The following is a 19,067-nucleotide window of genomic DNA, read 5'->3' on the forward strand; positions in this document are numbered from 1 at the left end:
CACTCACCCACCCCACTCGATCGCACACCGACACCATGACCGCCTGGACCGACCACCTTGCCCGGCAGGGCGCACGCTTCAACGACGATTCGTCACAAGCCAGCCTGCACTTCACCGACCCCTCTTCTGAAGCCTCTGCCGCAACGACCTCGACCGTCGTCGTTCCGCTGCTGCATCTGGGCACGATCCGCTCGGTGGGGCCGGACTCAGCCGCTTTCATCCACAATCTTGTCTCCAACGAGGTGAACAAGCTCGCGCCGGATGCGGCGGCATGGAACAGCTTCAATTCGCCCAAGGGGCGCATGATCGCCAGCTTCCTGATCTGGCCTGAGGCCGAAGGCCACGCGCTGGTGCTGTCGGCCGACATCCTGCCCGCCTTCCTGAAGAAATTTTCCATGTACGTGCTGCGCAGCAAGGTGAAGCTGGCCGACGCCAGCGCAGACACCGTCCTGCTCGGCGTCAGCGGCGCCAACGCAGCCACGGTGCTCGCCGCCGCCGGCCTTGCCGTGCCCGACGCCCCCATGAAGCACACCGGGGGTAGCGAGCACGGGCCACGCTGTGTCCGGCTGGATGAGCGCAACTTCATCATCGCCGTGGCCGCCGATGCAGCGCCTGCGCTGTTTGACGCCCTGCAGGCGGGCGGCGCGCTCAAGGCCGGCACCGCTGCCTGGCAACTGGCGATGATCCGCGCCGGTGTGCCGCAGATCACCGCGCCCACGCAGGAAGAGTTCGTGGCGCAGATGCTCAACTATGAACTCATCGGCGGCGTGAGCTTCCACAAGGGCTGTTACCCCGGCCAGGAGATCGTGGCGCGCACGCAATACCTGGGCAAACTGAAGAAGCGCACCTATCGCCTCGCCATTCCGGCCGGCACCAGCCCGGTCGCGGGCGCGGATCTCTACGCTCCCGCCTTTGGCGAGCAGTCGGCGGGCAAGATCGTCAACGTCGCCGCGGCGAGCGATGGTGGTTTCGAGGCCCTCGCGGTGCTCCAGAGCAGCAGTTTGGAGGCGGGCGAAATTCACCTCGGCGCAGTGGACGGCCCTCGCCTCACCGTGCTCGAACTGCCCTATTCCCTGGGCTGAAGCCCTCCCCGCCGGGGTCCCTGTTTTCACTCGCAGGCGTTCGTGATGACGTCAACTCCCGTCCTCGGTCTTTACATCTATTACCGCCTGCGAGCGGACCTTGATGCCGACATCGCGCACGCCAGCGTGCGTGCGATGCAGGCGGCGCTGGAACGAGCCACCGGCATCGCCGGGCGTTTGCTCCAGCGTGCCGACGACGCGAGCACCTGGATGGAGATCTACGAGGGCGTGACCGAGCACGCCGCCTTCATGCACGCGCTGGAGCGTGAAACCGCCGCCCACCAGCTTGCTGATGTGCTCGCCAGCGGCAGCGTCCGCCATCTCGAATGCTTCATGGAAAAGCGCTGAACCCATGTGCCTGATCGTCTTCGCGTGGCAAAGCCACCCCGACTTCCCACTCATCGTCGCCGCCAATCGCGACGAGTTCCTCGGCCGCCCGGCGGCGCCTGCGCACTGGTGGACCGACGCGCCCGATCTGCTCGCCGGGCGCGACCTTGAGGCGGGCGGCAGCTGGCTGGGGCTGTCGCGCAGCGGCCGCTTCGCCGCGCTCACCAATTATCGCGACCCCACGCAACGCATCAGCGGCGCGCCCTCACGCGGGGCCCTGGTGCGCAGCGCGCTGGAGCGCGACGACACGGCAGAAGCCACCCTGCGCCAGCTTGCGGCAGGTAGCGCCGCCTACGCCTCATTCAATCTCCTGGTGGGTGACGGGCGCAGGCTCGGCGTACTGGAGAGCACGAGCGGCCAGGTGCGCATGCTCGAGCCTGGTGTGTATGGCTTGTCGAACCACCTGCTCGACACACCCTGGCCCAAGCTGCTCAAGGCCCGCAGCGGCCTCGCCGCGCTGCTGCCCCGGCTGCCGGACGACGATGCGGCGCTCGCGCTGTTGCGCGACGCCACGCCTGCGCCCGACCCCCACCTGCCCAACACCGGCATGAGCCTGGAGTGGGAACGCTGGTTGTCCTCAGCCTTCATCCGCGCACCGGACTACGGCACGCGCTGTTCGAGCCTGGTGGCGGTCGAGCACAGCGGCAACATGCGGCTGCGCGAATGGACCTGGGACAGGCATGGTGATCTGCGCAGCGAGCTCACCCATCGCTTCGTCGCGGAGCAGCGCCAGCGTACGCGGGGCTGAGCGGAGCGCGCGCTGGCTAGTCGCTATGAGACCCGGCGCCATCCAGCCCAGCGTCGGCCGAGCGCCTGCCCATCATCCGATCCAGACGAGCAAGCACACGCTGGGCGATGTCAGCGACGTCGAAGCTGTGCAGCTCGGCCAGTTCGGCGCAGCGCGCCAATATCCGGCCACGCGATGGCGGGAAACCCGGACCCGGCGCGGAAAAGCTGATGCGGTTGTCGCCGTCTTCGGCAGCGATCGCAAGCACGCGTCCATCGAAGGCCTCGCGCAGGCGAGCGGCATACACCGGGTAGCGACCATCACCCGCCCAGTGGTTGACCACCAGCACCCCATCGGGCGCGAGCGCGCGCCGGCAATCGGCAAAGAAGTCCGCGCTCCCCAGCCGCGCCGGCTGGCCTGTCGCGACGAAACCATCGACCAGCAGCACATCGGGCGCGTCGTCGCTGTCGCGCAGGTAGTCCGCCCCATCGGCACACAGGACGCGAAAGCGCTCATCGTCGGGTGGAATGCCGAAGCGCTGTCGCAAGGCGATCACCTCCGGGCTGATCTCCACCGCGGTGAAGCGCGTATCGGGCAAGGTGCGCAGACAGTACTTTGCCAATGAACCTCCACCCAGCCCCACCATCACGATGTGGCGTGGACGCGGCTTGAACAGCAGGAAGCCCATCATCGCGCGCGTGTAATCCAGCGCCAGCACATCCGGGTCGGCAATCGACATCACGCTCTGCACCGTCAGCCCATCGAACTGCAGCGCACGCAGGGTGCCGAATTCGGTCACGAACGGCCGGCTCTGTCCTTGCGCCTCGCTCACGCCCCACCCTCACCCGACGCCCTGCAGCACCGCCGCATGGCGCGATGCACGATTCCCGCCTCCATGAAAGGCTCTCCTTCCTCGATGAAACCTTGACGGCGATAAAAGTCCAGCGCCTGCACCTGCGCATTGAGCATCACCTGCTCCATGCCGTGCCGCACGGCCTCGGCAACCAGCGCCTCCAGCACCGCTGCGCCGATGCCGCGTCCGCGCCAGCGCGCATCGACGGCCATGCGCCCAATGTGACCATCGGGCAGCAAGCGGCCAGTGGCCACCACCTCGCCGCCGGCGTTGAGCGCCAGCGCATGCCGGCTCAGCGCGTCGAAGGCGTCGAGCTCGAGTTCGGCGGGCACCCCCTGCTCGACCACGAAGACCTGCATGCGTAGCGGCATCACACGCGCCTGCGCGGCGCCCCAGTCCACGATCTCGAGGTTCAGCTCATGCTGCACATTCATTCGCAGATCTCCACCTTGGTGCCGACCCTCACCAGATCGAACAGCTCCATGATGTCGCGATTGCGCATGCGCACGCAGCCATGCGACAAGGGCACCCCCATCGGCTGGTCGTCGCCGGTGCCGTGGATGTAGATGTAGCGCCGCATGGAATCCACCGCGCCGAGGCGGTTGCGTCCTGGCTCCTCGCCACACAGCCACAGGATGCGGCTCAGGATCCAGTCACGCCCGGGATGCTCGGCGGCGAACGCAGGCGTCCAGTACTCGCCGCTCGGACGCCGGCCCCGAAACACCGTGCCATCAGGCAGACCCTCGCCGATGCGGGCGCGGATGCGGTGCCAGCCGCGCGGCGTGCGATAGCTGCCCGCCTCTTCGCCTGCGCCATTGCGCGCGGTGGACACCGCATAGCGACGGATGCAGGCCCCGTCAGCACCGAACAACTCCAGGCACTGCCGGCCGATATCGACGCGGATGCGCATTCAGGCCACCAGGGTCTTGTTGCGGCGCGCGGCAAAAAAGCTCGACAGCATGCGCCCGCATTCGTCACCGAGCACACCGCGCTCGATCGTGGCGTGGTGGTTGAGGCGCGGCTCGGCGAACAGGTCCACCACGCTGCCGGCGACGCCGGTCTTGGGGTCGGCAGCGCCATACACCACGCGCGCGATGCGTGAGTGCATGATCGCTCCTGCGCACATGGCGCAGGGCTCAAGCGTCACATACAGCTCGCAGCCGGGCAGCCGATAGTTGCCCAGGCGCGCACCGGCATCGCGCAAGGCCATGATCTCGGCGTGCGCGCTCGGGTCATGGCGCCCGATCGGCTGGTTGAAGCCGCGCCCGACGATCTCGCCATTGAGCACCACCACCGCCCCCACTGGCACCTCGTCATTGGCACCGGCCTCGCGTGCCAGCTCGACTGCCGCACGCATGTAGTCTTCGTCGCTCATTGCTTCACTCATTCTTGCGTGGGGCGAATTCTAACGGATGGTGACCGTAGCGGACGCCGCAGGCGGCCCGTTGCCGTACTCCAGTGCTATCGCCACAGTGCACGAGAGGGGCTTGTCATCACGCAGTGTCTTTCGCGGCGCGTGCCAGCATGAGCAGCGAAATCCCGGTCGACAAGAAATTCAGCCCCAGAAGCAGACCCAGGGTCCACACCGCCGTTTGTGGCCATCCAGCAAGAATGATGGCACCAAGGATCAGCGAACACAGCCCGCTGAAGATCATCCACCCCCAGTTGTGCAGGCCTGCGCTCATCCGCAGACCAAGAAGGATGGAGACGATCCCTTCCATCAGGAAAACCACCATCATCACGACCGTCAGCGCTTCAACGCCCACGCTGGGGTACAGCAAAAAGAGGAGCCCCAGGAGAAAGGTCGCGCCGAACGCAACAGCGGCATAGCGCCCTTCCTGTGCGGCGCGCATTTCCCAGGCAAACCAGAGGCCAGCCGCACCCCACAAGCTCAGCATCCAGGCGATCAGAAGCTCTCCGGCCAGCGTCGCCCAAGCCGGCACAAGAATGGCAATCGCCCCGATCACGATAAAGACGATACCGATGCCCTTGAAGCGTTTCGCGATGCCATACCGCAGGAAAGGCGGCTTGAGGACCGCGCCTCTTGAAGGGTGATCCAGGGTACGCATTTGAGGTTTCTCCGCTGTCGGTCGGCCCTGATGACCGTCCGGTCTGACCGTTCTACGCTCCCGATCGGACACGAAACTCACCCCAAGCTTACGTTTGCGCAAGCTTCGCAGAAAAGCTGGTTGAAACCGGAGCCGATGCGTAACCTTCCCCGAACACACGGAGTGCCCCCATGAAAATCCTGCTGGCCGAAGATGATCTGAAAATGGCCGAATACCTTTGCGCCGGATTGATCGAGAATGGCCACAGCGTCGATCATGTGACTGACGGACGCGAAGCCCTGAGCTATTGCCTCTACCAGACCTGCGACATCGTCATCCTCGACCGCATGATGCCGGGGATGGACGGGCTGTCGGTTCTCAAGGCGCTGAGGGCGGCGCGCAAGGACGTGCCGGTTCTGTTTCTCACCGCCATGGGGCAGATTGATGACAGGGTGGAAGGGCTCTCGGCGGGCGGTGACGATTATCTCGTCAAGCCCTTTCATTTTTCCGAGTTTCTGGCGCGCGTCGCAGCAATTACACGGCGCAAGCTCGAGACGCCGGAAACGAACGCACTCGACGTCCACGACCTGCATCTCGATCTGCTCTCACGCACCGCGTCCCGCCAGGGCAGGCTGATCGAGCTCCACGCCAAGGAATTCGCCTTGCTTGAAATCCTGATGCACAACGCGGGCCGCGTGGTGACGCGCACGATGCTGCTGGAACGTGTCTGGAACTTCAACTTCGAACCCAACACAACGGTGGTCGAGACGCACATGAGTCGCTTGCGCAGCAAGATCGACAAACCCTTCGATACCGCCCTGATCCACACCATCCGCAACACCGGATACTCGATGCATGGACCGCGGTAACGTCCTTTCAGGGGCCGCGTTCTCGGCGGTCCTGATGTCGGCGCTGGTTTTTCTGGTCGTGCTGATCACGGTTGGGGTGGTGACCCATGGCTACGTCGAGCGCAGCATGACCGAGGAGTTGCGCGACGACGTGAGGACGCGATGGGATCTGTTCGCGGCCGACTATGGCGACAAGGACATCGCCGCCGTTGCCGAACTGATAGCCAACGCCACCCTGTTCACCGCGCAGGGACGTGGGGTCGTCGGCCTGTTCGACCCCGCGGGGACCCCAATCGCCGGCAACATTCTCGAACGTCCGCACGCACCCGGTTGGCACGAGGCCGCGCTGGCCGTGTCGGGTGCTGCCACGCCGATCCAGACTGGCGAGCGCGACTTCACCTATCTCTATCGCAGCGCCCTCCTCGGTGGCCACACCCTGGTCGTCGGTCAACGCACCGACCGTCTGGCCCTCACCAAGCGTGCCACTTTCCGCACCCTGGCCATATCGGGTTTTGTGGTGGTCCTGGCAATGCTGAGCGCAGGCTATTTTTTCAGCCGCAAGAGCCAGTACAAGCTTGAACAGCTCGAGACCACGCTTGCGCGGATTTCGGACGGCGACATGAGCGCACGCACAAACTTGTCGTCAGACAAGGACCAGATCGACCGCATCGCTGAACGCATCAACGCCCATCTCGACACGCTGTCGCACCTGATGGTCTCGACCCGCGTCACCGCCGCTGCCATTGCTCACGATCTCAAGTCACCACTCGCGCGCGCTTATCTCGGGCTCGGGCGCGCCCTGACACAGTTCGAGGCAGGGCGGGATCCGCGCGCTGAAATTGAGGACACCCAGGCCGAGCTCGAACGGATGAACGGAATTTTCGACACCTTCCTGCGTCTCGCCCGCATCGAGGGCGGCGCGGACGGTGCGACCTTCGCCGAGCTCGATCTGGGCGCCCTGATGGACGATCTGGCAGAGACCTATCAGATGGTGGCTGAAGACAAGGGACAGCGCTTTGTCTACACGCGCCCGGTCAGGGAAAGCACGATGGTCATGGGTGACGCCACCATGCTGCAACAGCTGCTTGTCAACTTGCTTGAGAACGCCGTGACTCATGGTGGCGACGACAACCGCATTGGGCTTAGCATCGACCACACCGCGGATCACATCCATCTGATCGTCAGCGATTCAGGACCCGGCATTCCCAAGCTGGCCCGTGATGCCGTGTTCGAGCCCTTCCATCGCCTCGACCCCAGTCGCAGCAAACCCGGCAGCGGGCTGGGGCTGGCGCTGGTGCGGGCGATTGCAGAGCGCCATGGCGCCCGTGTCACGCTGTCGGACAATGCACCTGGCCTGCGTGTCGTGGTGTCCTTTCTCCGCACGAACACGATTTCGGTCGCACTGTAAAGCAAGGCCATCACCTCGAAATTCTGCTGCTGTCGGCTTCACCGCTCGGCCGCTGCGCTCAGGCGATGCGAGCCTTGCGATGCTGCCGCATCTCAAACACAACAAGCGCCACAATCAGCACAAGACAGACGAATGAAGCATTGTAGGTGCCAAGATTCAGGCCTCCCTTCGCCAGGGGCTTGGTGAGCAGATCGCCGAAGGTCGCGCCAAAGGGTCGGGTGAAGACGAAGGCAACCCAGAACACCGCCACTTCATTCATCACCTTCGTGTAGTGGGCGACCAGCACCGCTGCGATCACACCGAGGCAAACCAGCGCGCCGCCGAGATAGCTCAGACCCAGGCCGTCAACGAGCCAGTCGCCGAACGCCGTGCCGAGAGAGTTGGAAAACAGCACCGCAATCCAGAACAGGATCTCGACATCCCTGCGCACGATGGCGTCGACCTTGAGATGCCCCTCGCGCCGGAACCACACGAACAGGGTGGTGAACAAACCAGCGCTGAGCAGGATCGACCCACCGAGGTAGCCGACATGCAGCGTCCGATCCAGAAAATCCGAAATCTCCGTACCCATCGTGGTGGTGCCGACAATGGCGGCCCAGAACAGGGCTGGATGGTATTTCCTTGCACTGACTTGAGGAAGCAGAAAGGCCAGGAAAAGAGCGCCCGTCACCCCCAGCCCGACGAGATAGCCGAGGCTGAGGGTTTGGGCGATGAAATCACCGGTCGTTTCGCCCAGCGTCGTGGCAACGATCTTGATGACCCAGAAGGCGAGCGTGACTTCGGCGATCTTGTTCAGGGTGTGGGTGTTGGACGATAGCATTCGCAGTTCCTTCCATTGCAGGGCCGGAACCAGAGCGAGCGGATCGCGCGCCCGGCCCCGACCCTGGTTTTTTTCGAGCGGATTCAGTTCATGTACCAGCCGTGGCTGACGACCAGGGATTGGCCGGTCAGGGCATTGGAGGGAAAGGCGGCGAAGAGGTGGGCGACTTCAGCCACGTCCTCGATCGTGGTGAAGGCATGATCGACGGTTTCGCCCAGCATCACGTGATTGATGACTTCCGTGGTGGAAATCCCCAGATCCTTGGCTTGCTCCGGAATCTGCTTTTCGACCAGCGGCGTGTTGACGAAGCCGGGGCAGATCACGTTGGCGCGCACGCCATGTTCGGCCCCTTCCTTCGAGATCACACGCGCCAGGCCGAGCAGGCCATGCTTGGCCGTGACATAGGCCGACTTCAGTGGCGAGGCCTCCTTTGAGTGCACCGATCCCATGAAGATGATGGAGCCCGACCCCGCCTTGTACATGTGCGGCAGGCAGGCTTTCGAGGTCAGAAAGGCACCGTCGAGGTGGATTGCGAGCAGCTTTTTCCATTCGTTGAAGGGAAAATCTTCCAGCCGGTGCACGATCTGTATGCCGGCGTTGGAGATCAGAACGTCGATCCGACCCCACTTTTCGACCACCTGCGCAACGCCCGCGTTCACCTGCGCCTCGTCGGTCACGTTCATCTCGACCGCCATGGCTACGCCCGGGCCTTGGGCTGTAAGTGCATCAGCCGCCTGCTGCGCAAGGCCGAGCTTCAGATCGGCAATGACGATCTTGGCACCATCGGCAACGAAGCGCGTCGCGATCCCGTAGCCGATCCCGCTGGCTGCGCCAGTGATGATGCACACCTTGTCCTTGAGATTCATTTTTCAGCTCCTTTTACCGCGTTTGAATTGAGGCCTAGCCAATTTCACGCCAGCGCCGACGATCGCTTTCGTGATGGCTTGGCACCGAGATCGAAGACCTGCAAGCCGTCCATGCCGATCTGACGGGATTTCCACGCTTCATGCGTAATGGTCCGTTTCGCATCCGCCATGCCGGCCGCCCAGTGCTCGGTCATGGACAGGCGCGAAAACTCATAGTCCTTCGAGTTGCTCTCGAAGCCCTCCTTGCGATGGATCAGATGCGCCAGCGTCACCGGACATTCAGGGCCGGTCGCACACAGAAAGGCCAGGTCGGGATCCGCTTGCAGCGCTTTGGGGAGTTTCGCGGCCAAGCGCGTGGCAGCGCCATGGATGTCGTGCAACTGCCTGAATCGATCAGTGGTCAGGCGCGTACGGCTGGAGAAGCGGATGTCCTTTTCACGCTGCTCCACGTCGACCAGGTTTTCGGGGATATCGCCGCGAGCGTTGAACAAGTCGACCTGAAAGATGCAAACCGGATCGGCGCCTACGTTCTCCATCACATATTGCAAAGGGGTGTTGGACACCAGGCCGCCATCCCAATAAAAGCGCCCATCGATCTCAACCGGTGGAAAACCTGGCGGAAGGGCACCGCTGGCCATGATGTGACGCACATCGATCCGCATCTTGCTGCTGTCGAAATAGGCGAAATTTCCCGTTTCGATGTCGACCGCGCCAACACTGATCCGTGGCCCCTTATCGTTCAGATAAGCGAAATCCACCACCTCAGCGAGTGTTTCTTTCAAGGGTGATGTGTCGTAAACACTCAGCGCCTGTGTTGCGCCAAGCGGCCAGAACGCCAACGGCGAGCGTGGGGTGAAAAACCCCGGAACGCCTGCTGCCATGACCTGCGCCGCGGCGAACTCGGTGAATGTGCTGCGCGACCGTGAGCCCCACAACCAGGGTGTGAAGGCGAGCGAGGAACTCACGCACTCCCAGAATGCGCGCAGGCGTCCGACTCTCTGATGCGGTGGGTTGCCACAGATGATCGCTGCATTGATCGCCCCGATCGAGATGCCTGCGACCCAGTCGAAATCAAATCCACCTTCGGCCAGAACCTGAGACGCGCCGGCCTGATAGGCACCGAGTGCACCACCGCCTTGCAGCACCAATACCGTCTGTTCCATCTTGGGCATCACCCACTCCTTCATCGTTTTCGCTTCGACGAGGGAAAGATAGTCCTTCGATGGCGCCTGCCTTTTTCCCGAACCTTACATTTGTGACAAGCATGGGGCCGCGCGCTCAAGCGCTGTCGTGGAGATGCTCTGCGGGCGCTCACTGCTCCACCCCGGTCACCTCTGAACATCTGATTGCATCAGGGCCCGGTTCGAGGTGTCATCGGGGCGACAAATCATCGCCTCACCTTGCCGCCCCGACAGACAGCCTCTCCGGCACGAAACCGTGCCCCGCTGTGCGCTAGAATTCGACCTCCTGCCCCCAGCCCAGGGGGCGTTTTCGTTTTTGGATCTCAGGCATGAACATCAAGCTCAGCGCACCCTATGCCCCGCTGGTGCGCCGCATCGAAGCGGAAGCCACCGTGATCGGCGATCAGGTGCTGAAGATCGACCATTTCCTCAATCACCGCATCGAGCCCCGCTTCATCACCGAAATGGGCGGGGAGCTGGCACGCCGGCTGGCGCAGTTTGAACCCAGCGTGGTTCTGACCGCCGAGGCCAGCGGCATTGCACCGGGGCTGGTCGTCGCCCAGGCGCTGGACATACCACTGGTATATGCGAAGAAATACGCGCCGCAGGTGGAGTCTCCCGCGATCGCACGCGTGATTCCGTCGCCTACCAAGGGTGGTGAGACCAAGCTGGTGCTGTCGCAGCGCTACATCGTGCCGAGCGATCGAGTGGTGATCGTCGATGACTTTCTGTCCAACGGTCGCACTGCGGTCGCGCTCATCGAGATGGCGCGCGAGGCGGGGGCGCAGGTGTTGTGCGCGAGCTTCATCGTCGAAAAACGCTTCCAGCAAGGCCACGCTGCCATCGAGGCACTGGGTGTGCCGCTGGCGACCCTGGCACAGGTGGAAGCACTGGAAAATGGTCGCGCACTGCTGACGCAGCCCGCAGACTGACAAGAGTCGTGTCAAATTGCTGCCGACCGCGGCAGCTGAATCGCTACACTGACGCCAACGCTTTAAGGGTATGCAGACCATGGAAGATTTCGAACAACAGATCAAGGCGTTCGCGGCCGACATCGACACCGAGTTGAAGGGTGGTCAGATCAATTTCCCCACCGTCTTCGATCTGTCCCTGCGCATCAAGCGACTCGCTGACGATCCCAATTCATCGCTCAATGAGCTCGCAGCCGTCGTCCGCGCCGAGCCCCTGCTCAGTGCAAAAGTGCTGCGCATGGCCAACAGCCTGCTGCTCAATCCCTACCAGAAGGAAATCACCAACCTGTCGGCAGCGGTCTCGCGCATAGGCTCGTCCACGCTGCGCTGCCTTGCCTTTGCAGTCGCCGCCGACCAGCTTGAACGCGACCACCGCTCGCGCCAGATGCGGCTGGTGGCGTCGGGCTTGTGGATGCACTCGATCGATGTCGCGTCCTGGGCTTATGCCTTCTCGCGCCACCTGGAACGGGGCAACGCCGACACCGCGTTGTTGAGCGGGCTGATGGTCAGCATCGGGCAGTTCTATCTGCTCGCCAAGGCCACTGACTACCCTGCGCTCGAAGGCGAGCTCGTGCACTTTGCCGAGTTCGTCATGCTGTGGGACGAGCCAGTCAAGCGTGCCGTACTCGAAGCCTTCGAGCTACCCGAAGAGATTGTGGACGCGGTGGAAATCTGCGCCGATGGCAGCACCGAGTGGCCACCGCGCGAGCTGTCCGACATCATTTTTCTTGCCACGCTTGCAGCCGAAACCCCCAATCCCTTCGCCGATCTGCTTGGCATCAGGAACCGACCCGAAATGCTTGACGCCTGCCTGGGCGCTGCGGGCCGGGTGGAGTTCGAGTCCTTGCTCGAGGCCGCACGCCTCACCCGCCAGCAGATGCTCACCGCCGTCAGCGCCAGCTGAAACGGTCCTCACCCGGGCGCAGCGAGGGCACGCGCGAGCGCTGCGGCTGCGGCCTGGATCGCCTGTTCGGCCTGCGGAAACAGCTTGCCGAGCGTGATGAAGCCGTGCAGCACGCCGTCGATCTGCACGTACTCCACGTCCACGCCTTGCGCATGCAGGCGCTGCGCGAACGCGGCACAGTCGTCGACCAGCGGGTCGAACTCGGCGGAGAGCACGAACGCCGGAGGCAAGCCCGCGAGCGACGCGGCGCGCATCGGCGAGGCGCGCCAGTCTTCGCTCTGACCCGCAGGCAGGTAGTGCTCGAAGAACCACTGCAAGGTCCCGAAGTCGAGAAAATAGCCTTCGCCGTAACGCTGCCGCGAAGCGCGCGTGCTGTTGATTTCGGTTGACGGATACAGCAGCAGCAGGAAGCGCGGTTCGATCGGCGCAGCGCGCAGCGACAAGGCGGTGACGATGGACAGGTTGCCACCGGCGCTGTCGCCACCCAGGGCAATACGCTTGACATCGACGCCGAGCAGGTCGGCATGCGTAATGGCCCAGTCGAACGCGAAGGCCGCATCCTCAAGGGCTGCCGGAAAGGGGTGCTCGGGCGCCAGCCGATAATCCACTGACAGCACCGCGCAGCAGGACGCATTCGCGAGCTGGCGACACAACACGTCGTAACTCGCCACGTCGCCCACGCACCACCCGCCGCCATGAAAGTAGATCAGCAGCGGCAGCACGTCCTGCGGCTGGCTGGAAAGCGGGCGATAGAGTCGCGCCAGCAAGGCGCTGCCGTCGGCCCTGGCCATCGGCACCTCGGTGGTGGACGCCACCGCGGGAGCGTCGGGGCGAAAGGCGAACTGCAGCTTCTGAAACGAATGACGCGCCTGTTCGGGTGACAGATCTTGAAACCTTGGCGCTCCGACACGGTAGGCCATGTCGAGCAGGGAACGGGCGGCGGGACTCAAAGGCATGTTCTACAGGGCGCGCTGGGGGTGCGTACCGTCATCAGTATCGGGGGCGCAATTCTAGCCTTCCGGCAACGGCGCTGCCCACCCACGATGGCGGCGTGTGTTCATGCATGGCCAGGAGCGTTCGTCGATTGCACACATTTTGTCTTCAATTGTCGAATCCGATCGACAGGCCTGAGCTGCGTCGAGGATTAAAATGAAGCAGGCAATCGACGCCATGGAGACTGCAGATGACGCAAAAGAAAAACAAGGCCGGGAGGGCGACGCCACCTGAAGGCAAGGTCGATGGCACCGCTCGCAAGCGCGCGACGACTGCCGCGAGCCGACGCAAACGCAGCGCAAAAGAGGGCGATGTCGCGCCCGAACTGAGCGCTGAGGGCATCGAGGCCTTCGAAGTCGAACAGGCGACGGCGGGCGCGCAGGATTCGAAGCTCGTCGCGCTGGTCGACATCCTGTGCCGCGAAAGCAGCGAGAATCGCAGCAAGAATCCCGCCAGCGCGACGGAGGCGCTCGACGCCATCCTGGCCGGCGCTTCGCCCGATGACGTTCACATGCTGCGCCGCGCGCTGATGAAGGTCGACGCCAAACTTAACGGTGGGGGCAAACACCCGCCCGACGACGAGCTGTCCGCGGACTGGCGCAGCGGTGCTTACCCCTACCGCAACCTGATGTCACGCAAGGCCTACGAGAAGCAGAAATATCGCCTGCAGGTGGAGTTATTGAAGCTGCAGGCCTGGGTGAAGGAGACCGGCCAGCGCGTGGTGGTCTTGTTCGAAGGCCGTGACGCAGCCGGCAAGGGTGGCACCATCAAGCGCTTCATGGAGCACCTCAATCCACGCGGCGCGCACGTGGTGGCCCTGGAAAAACCCAGCGACACCGAACGCGGGCAGTGGTACTTCCAGCGTTACATCCAGCATCTGCCCAGCGCTGGCGAGATCGTGCTGTTCGACCGCTCCTGGTACAACCGCGCGGGCGTCGAGCGTGTGATGGGTTTTTGCTCGCCTGACGAATACAACGAGTTCATGCGCCAGGTGCCGGAGTTTGAACGCAACCTCGTGCGTAGCGGCATCCACGTGATCAAGTTCTGGTTCTCGGTCAGTCGCGAGGAGCAGCGTCGCCGCTTCAAGGAACGCGAGAGCCATCCGCTGAAGCAGTGGAAGCTGTCACCGATCGACCTCGCCTCACTCGACAAGTGGGACGACTACACCAGGGCCAAGGAGGCGATGTTCTTCTACACCGACACCGCCGATTCGCCATGGACGGTGGTGAAGTCTGACTGCAAGAAGCGCGCGCGCCTCAACGCCATGCGTTACGTCCTGCACAAGCTGCCCTACGCCAACAAGGGCATCGACCTTATCGGCGCACTCGACCCCTTGCTGGTGGGTCGTGCCAACGTGGTCTATGAGCGCGGCGAAAAGGACGCAATGGTGCCGCTCTGATCCATCCCCGGCCGAATGACTTCAAGCAGGAGACAGACGACGCGGCGCAGAGCGCAGAAATGCGCAAGGCGATCGAATAAGTCCGCTGAGGACGCGATTTTCGATCGCCTTGCTTGCATCCGGATTCAGGCCTGTTACGAACTCAGGCCTGTTGCGGGCTCAGCCGCAGCAGTTGGATCCGCCGTCACCACCACAACTACCGCCGGTCTTGGGCGCTGCGACCGCCGCGGCGGCAGCCGTGTCTGCGCTTGCTCCGGCCTGAATGCGGAAGTCGATGACGATGTTGCCCGGCTCACGGACAACGTAGCTGATACCGACCTGCTTGCCGTAGCGCTGTTCGATCTGGCCAAGCAGCGGCAAGGGGTCATGATCATTCACGAAGCGCATGGTCTCGCCGTCCTCGAGAGACTCGAGAGCGCCAAAGATGGCAGCGTGACGGAAGCGCTTGGCGACGCCGCGGGCGTCAAAGGCATGAACGGCAGAATTCAACATGGAAAGAAGTTCCTTGATATCGGGCTCCGGACTTTGCTTGCGGCCGGCGACGCAATGTGAAGAATGCTAAGGATGATTCGGGAAAAAAAACTTGAGCAAGAACAAAAAGGGCAAGCTGATCAAGGCGACATGGATCCGGCTTTACCCTGTTCACCACGCCGGGACGCCGCGCAGCCGGCGCTCCACTTTGCGCCGCGCTGATAGAGTGCGCGCAGACCGTCCACCCCTGCAATCCGCGCTTTTGCTGGAGTCTTCATGATGCTCTCACGCCTTTCCGGACTCACCCCCGCCATTGTCATTCTCAGCGCCACGCTGGCCCTGAGCGGTTGTGGCTACAACGACTTTCAACGCCTGGATGAACAGACCAAATCCGCCTGGGCAGAGGTATTGAACCAGTATCAACGCCGCGCCGACCTGATCCCCAATCTGGTTGAAACCGTCAAGGGCGAAACCAGCTTCGAGCAGGAAACGCTCACGCGCGTGATCGAAGCGCGCTCACGCGCCACCGCCATCCAGGTGAGCCCGGAGACGCTCAACGACCCGCAAGCCATGGAGCGCTTCCAGCAGGCACAAGGACAACTGGGTGGCGCCCTTTCACGTCTGCTCGCGGTGTCCGAGAACTATCCGAACCTGAAAGCCAATCAGGCGTTTCAGGACCTGCGCGTGCAGCTCGAGGGCACCGAGAACCGTGTCACCGTGGCGCGCAACCGCTACATCGACAGCGTGCAGCAGTACAACGTGCTGGCGCGCAGCTTCCCCACCAACCTGACCGCGATGATCTTCAGCTATTCACCCAAGGCAGGTTTCACGGTGGTCAACGAGGCTGAGATCTCCACCCCACCCAAGGTCGACTTTGGCGGCGCCGGGCAGTCCCCGGGCAAGCAGTGAGCGCCCTGCTCATGAGCACAGCGATGAGGACACCCGCGCTGCAGTTGCTGCCCTGGCTGCGCCTGCTCGCCGCAGTCTTCGGTCTGCTCTTGCTGCTGTGGGTGACAGACGCCCAGGCTCAGCCCGTGCAGCCTGTGCCGGCACTCAGCGCGCGCGTCATCGACCGCAGCGCGACGCTGAATGCGACCCAGCTTCAGGCACTCGAACAGAAACTCGCCCGCTTCGAGGCCGAGCGCGGCAGCCAGATCGTGGTGCTGATGCTGCCCACGACGGCACCAGAGGACATCGCTGCCTACGCCCATCGTGTCGCCGACAACTGGAAGATCGGGCGGCGCGAGATCGGCGACGGCATCCTGTTGATCGTCGCCAAGGATGACCGCCGCGTGCGTATTGAGGTGGCACGCGCGCTCGAGGGTGCGGTGCCCGACCTGGCCGCCTACCAGATCATCGATCGGCTGATCACCCCCGCCTTCCGCCAGAACGACTTTGAGGCCGGCGTGAACGCAGGGGTGGACGCGCTGATGGCGCGCATCCGCGGCGAGGAGCTGCCGCTGCCGGCACAGACTGCGCCCGCCAATGAGCTTTCAATCGAGGATCTCGGCGCCTTTCTCTTCATCGCGGTGCCGGTGGTCGGCGCCTTTCTGAGCGGCATCCTGGGGCGCAAGCTGGGCGCGGCGGCAACGGGTGGCGCGGCTGGCCTCGTCGTCAAGCTGTTGACCGGCAGCCTGCTGATCGGGCTGCTCGCGGGTGGCGCGGCGCTGGTGTTCGTGCTTGTACTGGGCATCGGTGGCGGCGGCGGTCGAGGCGGGCCAGGAGGCTTTCACCGCGGCGGCGGGCCGGTGATCTGGGGCGGCGGCCGCGGCGGTGGCGGAGGTGGCGGAGGTGGATTCAGCTCCGGCGGCGGCGGCAGCTTCGGTGGCGGCGGCGCCTCGGGGAGGTGGTGAATGAGCCGCCTGACCCTGAACCGTCTGACCCGACTCCTGCGTCACCTGTGGCTGGATGCCGATGATGCGCAGCGCGCGCTCGGGCCCACCGGGCTGGCCCGACTCGAGACCCAGGTCGGCGCCAGCGAACGCCAGCACAGCGCTCAGATCTGCCTTTGCATCGAAGCCAGCCTGCCACTGCGCTACCTGTGGCGCAATGTCGCGCACGGCGAAGCCATCGAGGCGGTGTTGCGCGACCGCGCGCTCACCACTTTTGGCAAACAGCGCGTGTGGGACACTGCGCACAACAACGGCGTGCTGATCTATGTCTCGCTCGCCGAGCACCACATCGAGATCCTGGCTGATCGCGGGCTGGCAGACAGGGTGCCCGCACACACATGGCAAACGCTGGTGGATGCGGCCAGCGTGGCGCTGCGCGCGGGGCAGCTCGTGGAAGGCCTGGAGCAGGCACTGGCCGGCGTGCACTCACTGCTGCTGCAGCATTTTCCGGCCAGCGCCTCGGCCGCGAATCAGGGCCACGAGGCTCTGCCGGACCGCCCTGTGGTGCGCTGACGCCAAAGCCTGGCTTCAGGCCGCTTCCAGGAACGGCAAATATCATCCTTATGGGTGTTGCTGCATCGCAACAATAAACCCCTGTTTTGGCGCTCAAACCCGTGATTTGAACGCGACGAAAAAAATGCTGTGGTATTGTCGGAACTGAGGCGGAAGGAAGGGCGACAGCTCCCTTCAAGCTTGCGCAATGCCCGAGACACGGGCATGAGACGCCTTGCAGAATTCCAGACAAACCAAATCGTGAGAGGGGATCGACTATGGCCAACAAGCAAGAGCAGTTCAACGAACTTCAAAAGAAGAACCTTGAGGCCGCCATGCGCCTCGCTCAGCTCTCGATCGAGAACTCGCAGCGCATCATGGAAATCCAGGTGACGGCGGCAAAGAGCCTGTTCGAGGAAGGTGTGCATAACGCCAAGGCCATGTCCACCGTCAAGGATCCGAAGGACATGATGAACCTGCGCGCCAACTACGCTCAGACCACCACCGAAAAGATGCTGGCCTGCGCCCGTGAAATCGCCGAAATCACCGCCACCACCCAGGCTGAATTCGGCAAGCTGGTGGGCGAGCAACTGACCAGCGGAAGCCAGGACATGTTCGAAGCCATGCAGAAGATGTTCAAGGGCATGCCGATTTCGGATCAGAACGCCATGGGCGCCATGCAGACCGCGATGGACACCACGCGCTCGGCTTTCGAGCAGATGACCCGTGCCTCGACTGAAGCCTTCCAGGCCTTCAATCCGCAGGGCGGCAAGGGTCGCAAGTAATACCCGCTACCAGGGCATCGCCCCTGCAGTCACCAACGGCGCCTGACGGCGCCGTTTTTTTGTGAACCCGGCCCCTCAGCCCCCCAGCCGAACGCGCCCACACATCGACGGCGATCCGGTCGCAGCGGGGCTGCGCCTTGTCAGCGCCTGCGCTCGACCTCCTCCCAGCTCAATTCGTCACTCTCAGCAGCGTGCTCACCACCCGCTGTTTGCCAGCGCGCCGCTGCCGAATCGTCGCTGTCACGTGCGTCCACCCAACGTGCACCAGCTGGCGTTTCCTCCCGCTTCCAGAATGGCGCCCTTGTCTTCAGGTAGTCCATGATGAATTCGCAGGCCGCAAAGGCCTCACCGCGGTGTGCGCTGGCCACGCCCACGAACACGATGCGATCTGTCGGCACGAAGCGGCCAAAGCGATGGATGACGCTCACGCCCAGCAGCGCCCAGCGCTCTCTGGCCTGGGCAACGATCTCCTCGAGCGCCTTCTCGGTCATACCCGGATAGTGCTCCAGCGTCATCGCCGTGACCCCGTCACCTTCGTTGATATCCCGCACCAGGCCGACAAAGCTCGCAACCGCCCCTACCTGGCCGCTGCCGCCGTGCAAGCTGCCCACTTCGGCACCGACATCAAAATCCGCTTCCTGCACACTCACGCGGGCATGAAAACTGTTCCGCTCGGACATCACTCAGCCCCCTGTAACCGGCGGAAAGAATGCAACCTCGTCGCCCGCCTGCACCGCGCCATCGGCCCCAACCATGTGCTGATTGACGGCCGCACGCACATTGCGGCCTTCGGCCAGCGCGGCCCACGCCTCGCCGCGTGCGGCAAGATGGGCGCGCAAGGCCCCGACCGTGGCCACGCCCTGCGGCAACCCGAGCTCTTCGCTCGCCCGACCCAGCGCTTCACGCAGGCTGGCAAAATAAAGTAGCTTCACACTCATCA

24 protein-coding genes are annotated in these 19,067 nt (G+C 63.6%); 12 read left to right on the forward strand and 12 right to left on the reverse strand.

Translation table 11 applies throughout. From position 1 onward, the window contains the following. Positions 1–35 precede the first annotated feature (35 nt). The 3 genes from ygfZ to M622_RS27120 are packed head-to-tail and all read left to right on the forward strand — an operon-like array spanning position 36 to position 2,217. Positions 36–1,082, forward strand: coding sequence for a CAF17-like 4Fe-4S cluster assembly/insertion protein YgfZ (gene ygfZ / locus M622_RS27110; protein WP_021248753.1), 1,047 nt, complete (start codon positions 36–38; stop codon positions 1,080–1,082). Between the two features lie 45 nt (positions 1,083–1,127). Beyond that, positions 1,128–1,430, forward strand: a complete 303-nt coding sequence (locus M622_RS27115) for a DUF4936 family protein (RefSeq protein ID WP_021248754.1) — start codon at positions 1,128–1,130, stop codon at positions 1,428–1,430. 4 nt (positions 1,431–1,434) lie between these two features. Further along, positions 1,435–2,217 carry an NRDE family protein gene (locus M622_RS27120; RefSeq protein WP_021248755.1) on the forward strand — a complete coding sequence of 261 codons (783 nt, stop codon included), beginning with the start codon at positions 1,435–1,437 and terminating at the stop codon, positions 2,215–2,217. 16 nt (positions 2,218–2,233) lie between these two features. Here M622_RS27120 and M622_RS27125 read toward each other — a convergent pair whose 3' ends face one another. The 5 genes from M622_RS27125 to M622_RS27145 form a co-directional block, all read right to left on the reverse strand. Next, positions 2,234–3,028: a spermine/spermidine synthase domain-containing protein gene (locus tag M622_RS27125; RefSeq protein WP_021248756.1), complete on the reverse strand. Its 795-nt coding sequence runs from the start codon at positions 3,026–3,028 to the stop codon at positions 2,234–2,236. Continuing rightward, positions 3,025–3,483, reverse strand: coding sequence for a GNAT family N-acetyltransferase (locus tag M622_RS27130; protein WP_021248757.1), 459 nt, complete (start codon positions 3,481–3,483; stop codon positions 3,025–3,027). The genes M622_RS27125 and M622_RS27130 overlap by 4 nt, the downstream gene beginning before the upstream one ends. Beyond that, on the reverse strand, positions 3,480–3,959 hold the full coding sequence (locus M622_RS27135; RefSeq protein ID WP_021248758.1) for a L,D-transpeptidase: 480 nt from the start codon (positions 3,957–3,959) through the stop codon (positions 3,480–3,482). The genes M622_RS27130 and M622_RS27135 overlap by 4 nt, the downstream gene beginning before the upstream one ends. Next, on the reverse strand, positions 3,960–4,424 hold the full coding sequence (tadA, locus tag M622_RS27140; protein WP_021248759.1) for a tRNA adenosine(34) deaminase TadA: 465 nt from the start codon (positions 4,422–4,424) through the stop codon (positions 3,960–3,962). A gap of 118 nt (positions 4,425–4,542) precedes the next feature. After that, entirely contained in the window at positions 4,543–5,118 is a 576-nt protein-coding gene (locus M622_RS27145) for an HdeD family acid-resistance protein (protein ID WP_021248760.1), read from the reverse strand. Positions 5,119–5,288: 170 nt separating this feature from the next. Between M622_RS27145 and M622_RS27150 the strand changes: the two genes are divergently transcribed. After that, complete coding sequence (locus M622_RS27150) at positions 5,289–5,966, forward strand: response regulator transcription factor (RefSeq protein WP_021248761.1); 678 nt, start codon at positions 5,289–5,291, stop codon at positions 5,964–5,966. Beyond that, positions 5,953–7,353 carry a sensor histidine kinase gene (locus tag M622_RS27155; RefSeq protein WP_021248762.1) on the forward strand — a complete coding sequence of 467 codons (1,401 nt, stop codon included), beginning with the start codon at positions 5,953–5,955 and terminating at the stop codon, positions 7,351–7,353. Before M622_RS27150 ends, M622_RS27155 begins: the two co-directional genes overlap by 14 nt. Positions 7,354–7,411: 58 nt before the next feature. Here M622_RS27155 and M622_RS27160 read toward each other — a convergent pair whose 3' ends face one another. The 3 genes from M622_RS27160 to M622_RS27170 all read right to left on the reverse strand — a co-directional run bounded on the left by M622_RS27160 (position 7,412) and on the right by M622_RS27170 (position 10,211). Next, positions 7,412–8,173 carry a COG4705 family protein gene (locus M622_RS27160; protein ID WP_021248763.1) on the reverse strand — a complete coding sequence of 254 codons (762 nt, stop codon included), beginning with the start codon at positions 8,171–8,173 and terminating at the stop codon, positions 7,412–7,414. A gap of 83 nt (positions 8,174–8,256) precedes the next feature. Next, positions 8,257–9,039 carry a 3-hydroxybutyrate dehydrogenase gene (locus tag M622_RS27165; protein ID WP_021248764.1) on the reverse strand — a complete coding sequence of 261 codons (783 nt, stop codon included), beginning with the start codon at positions 9,037–9,039 and terminating at the stop codon, positions 8,257–8,259. A gap of 44 nt (positions 9,040–9,083) precedes the next feature. Beyond that, complete coding sequence (locus tag M622_RS27170) at positions 9,084–10,211, reverse strand: DUF3734 domain-containing protein (protein ID WP_031346562.1); 1,128 nt, start codon at positions 10,209–10,211, stop codon at positions 9,084–9,086. Positions 10,212–10,549: 338 nt separating this feature from the next. On the opposite strand from M622_RS27170, the gene xpt reads away from it, so the two are divergent. Both xpt and M622_RS27180 read left to right on the forward strand, forming a co-directional pair. After that, the gene (gene xpt, locus M622_RS27175; protein ID WP_021248766.1) at positions 10,550–11,152 is read left to right on the forward strand and encodes a xanthine phosphoribosyltransferase; all 603 of its coding nucleotides are present in this window, start codon (positions 10,550–10,552) and stop codon (positions 11,150–11,152) included. A gap of 79 nt (positions 11,153–11,231) precedes the next feature. Beyond that, the gene (locus M622_RS27180) at positions 11,232–12,095 is read left to right on the forward strand and encodes an HDOD domain-containing protein (RefSeq protein ID WP_031346564.1); all 864 of its coding nucleotides are present in this window, start codon (positions 11,232–11,234) and stop codon (positions 12,093–12,095) included. 8 nt (positions 12,096–12,103) lie between these two features. On the opposite strand, the gene M622_RS27185 is transcribed toward M622_RS27180, so the two are convergent. Then, complete coding sequence (locus tag M622_RS27185) at positions 12,104–13,051, reverse strand: alpha/beta hydrolase (RefSeq protein ID WP_021248768.1); 948 nt, start codon at positions 13,049–13,051, stop codon at positions 12,104–12,106. A 227-nt stretch (positions 13,052–13,278) separates the two neighbouring features. Between M622_RS27185 and ppk2 the strand changes: the two genes are divergently transcribed. Then, positions 13,279–14,487, forward strand: coding sequence for a polyphosphate kinase 2 (ppk2, locus tag M622_RS27190; protein ID WP_021248769.1), 1,209 nt, complete (start codon positions 13,279–13,281; stop codon positions 14,485–14,487). Positions 14,488–14,646: 159 nt separating this feature from the next. Here ppk2 and M622_RS27195 read toward each other — a convergent pair whose 3' ends face one another. After that, positions 14,647–14,979 (reverse strand): DUF2249 domain-containing protein, encoded by a 333-nt coding sequence (locus M622_RS27195; RefSeq protein WP_021248770.1) that lies wholly within the window; start codon positions 14,977–14,979, stop codon positions 14,647–14,649. 258 nt (positions 14,980–15,237) lie between these two features. Here M622_RS27195 and M622_RS27200 point away from each other — a divergent pair, with 258 nt between their 5' ends. The 4 genes from M622_RS27200 to M622_RS27215 all read left to right on the forward strand — a co-directional run bounded on the left by M622_RS27200 (position 15,238) and on the right by M622_RS27215 (position 18,127). Continuing rightward, positions 15,238–15,867, forward strand: coding sequence for a LemA family protein (locus tag M622_RS27200; RefSeq protein WP_040830627.1), 630 nt, complete (start codon positions 15,238–15,240; stop codon positions 15,865–15,867). A 23-nt stretch (positions 15,868–15,890) separates the two neighbouring features. Beyond that, positions 15,891–16,811: a TPM domain-containing protein gene (locus tag M622_RS27205; protein WP_021248772.1), complete on the forward strand. Its 921-nt coding sequence runs from the start codon at positions 15,891–15,893 to the stop codon at positions 16,809–16,811. Next, the gene (locus M622_RS27210) at positions 16,812–17,363 is read left to right on the forward strand and encodes a TPM domain-containing protein (RefSeq protein ID WP_021248773.1); all 552 of its coding nucleotides are present in this window, start codon (positions 16,812–16,814) and stop codon (positions 17,361–17,363) included. Positions 17,364–17,620: 257 nt separating this feature from the next. Continuing rightward, the gene (locus M622_RS27215) at positions 17,621–18,127 is read left to right on the forward strand and encodes a phasin family protein (RefSeq protein ID WP_021248774.1); all 507 of its coding nucleotides are present in this window, start codon (positions 17,621–17,623) and stop codon (positions 18,125–18,127) included. A 140-nt stretch (positions 18,128–18,267) separates the two neighbouring features. Here the strand turns inward: M622_RS27215 and moaE are convergent, their stop codons facing one another. Together moaE and moaD are read right to left on the reverse strand one after the other, a co-directional pair. Continuing rightward, positions 18,268–18,807 (reverse strand): molybdopterin synthase catalytic subunit MoaE, encoded by a 540-nt coding sequence (gene moaE / locus M622_RS27220; RefSeq protein WP_021248775.1) that lies wholly within the window; start codon positions 18,805–18,807, stop codon positions 18,268–18,270. Positions 18,808–18,810: 3 nt separating this feature from the next. Then, a complete protein-coding gene (gene moaD, locus M622_RS27225; protein WP_021248776.1) occupies positions 18,811–19,065 on the reverse strand; it encodes a molybdopterin converting factor subunit 1 in 255 nt (84 codons plus the stop codon). Between the last annotated feature and the right edge of the window lie 2 nt (positions 19,066–19,067).

The organism is Thauera terpenica 58Eu (assembly GCF_000443165.1).
In the GTDB taxonomy this organism is placed as follows: Bacteria; Pseudomonadota; Gammaproteobacteria; order Burkholderiales; family Rhodocyclaceae; genus Thauera; species Thauera terpenica.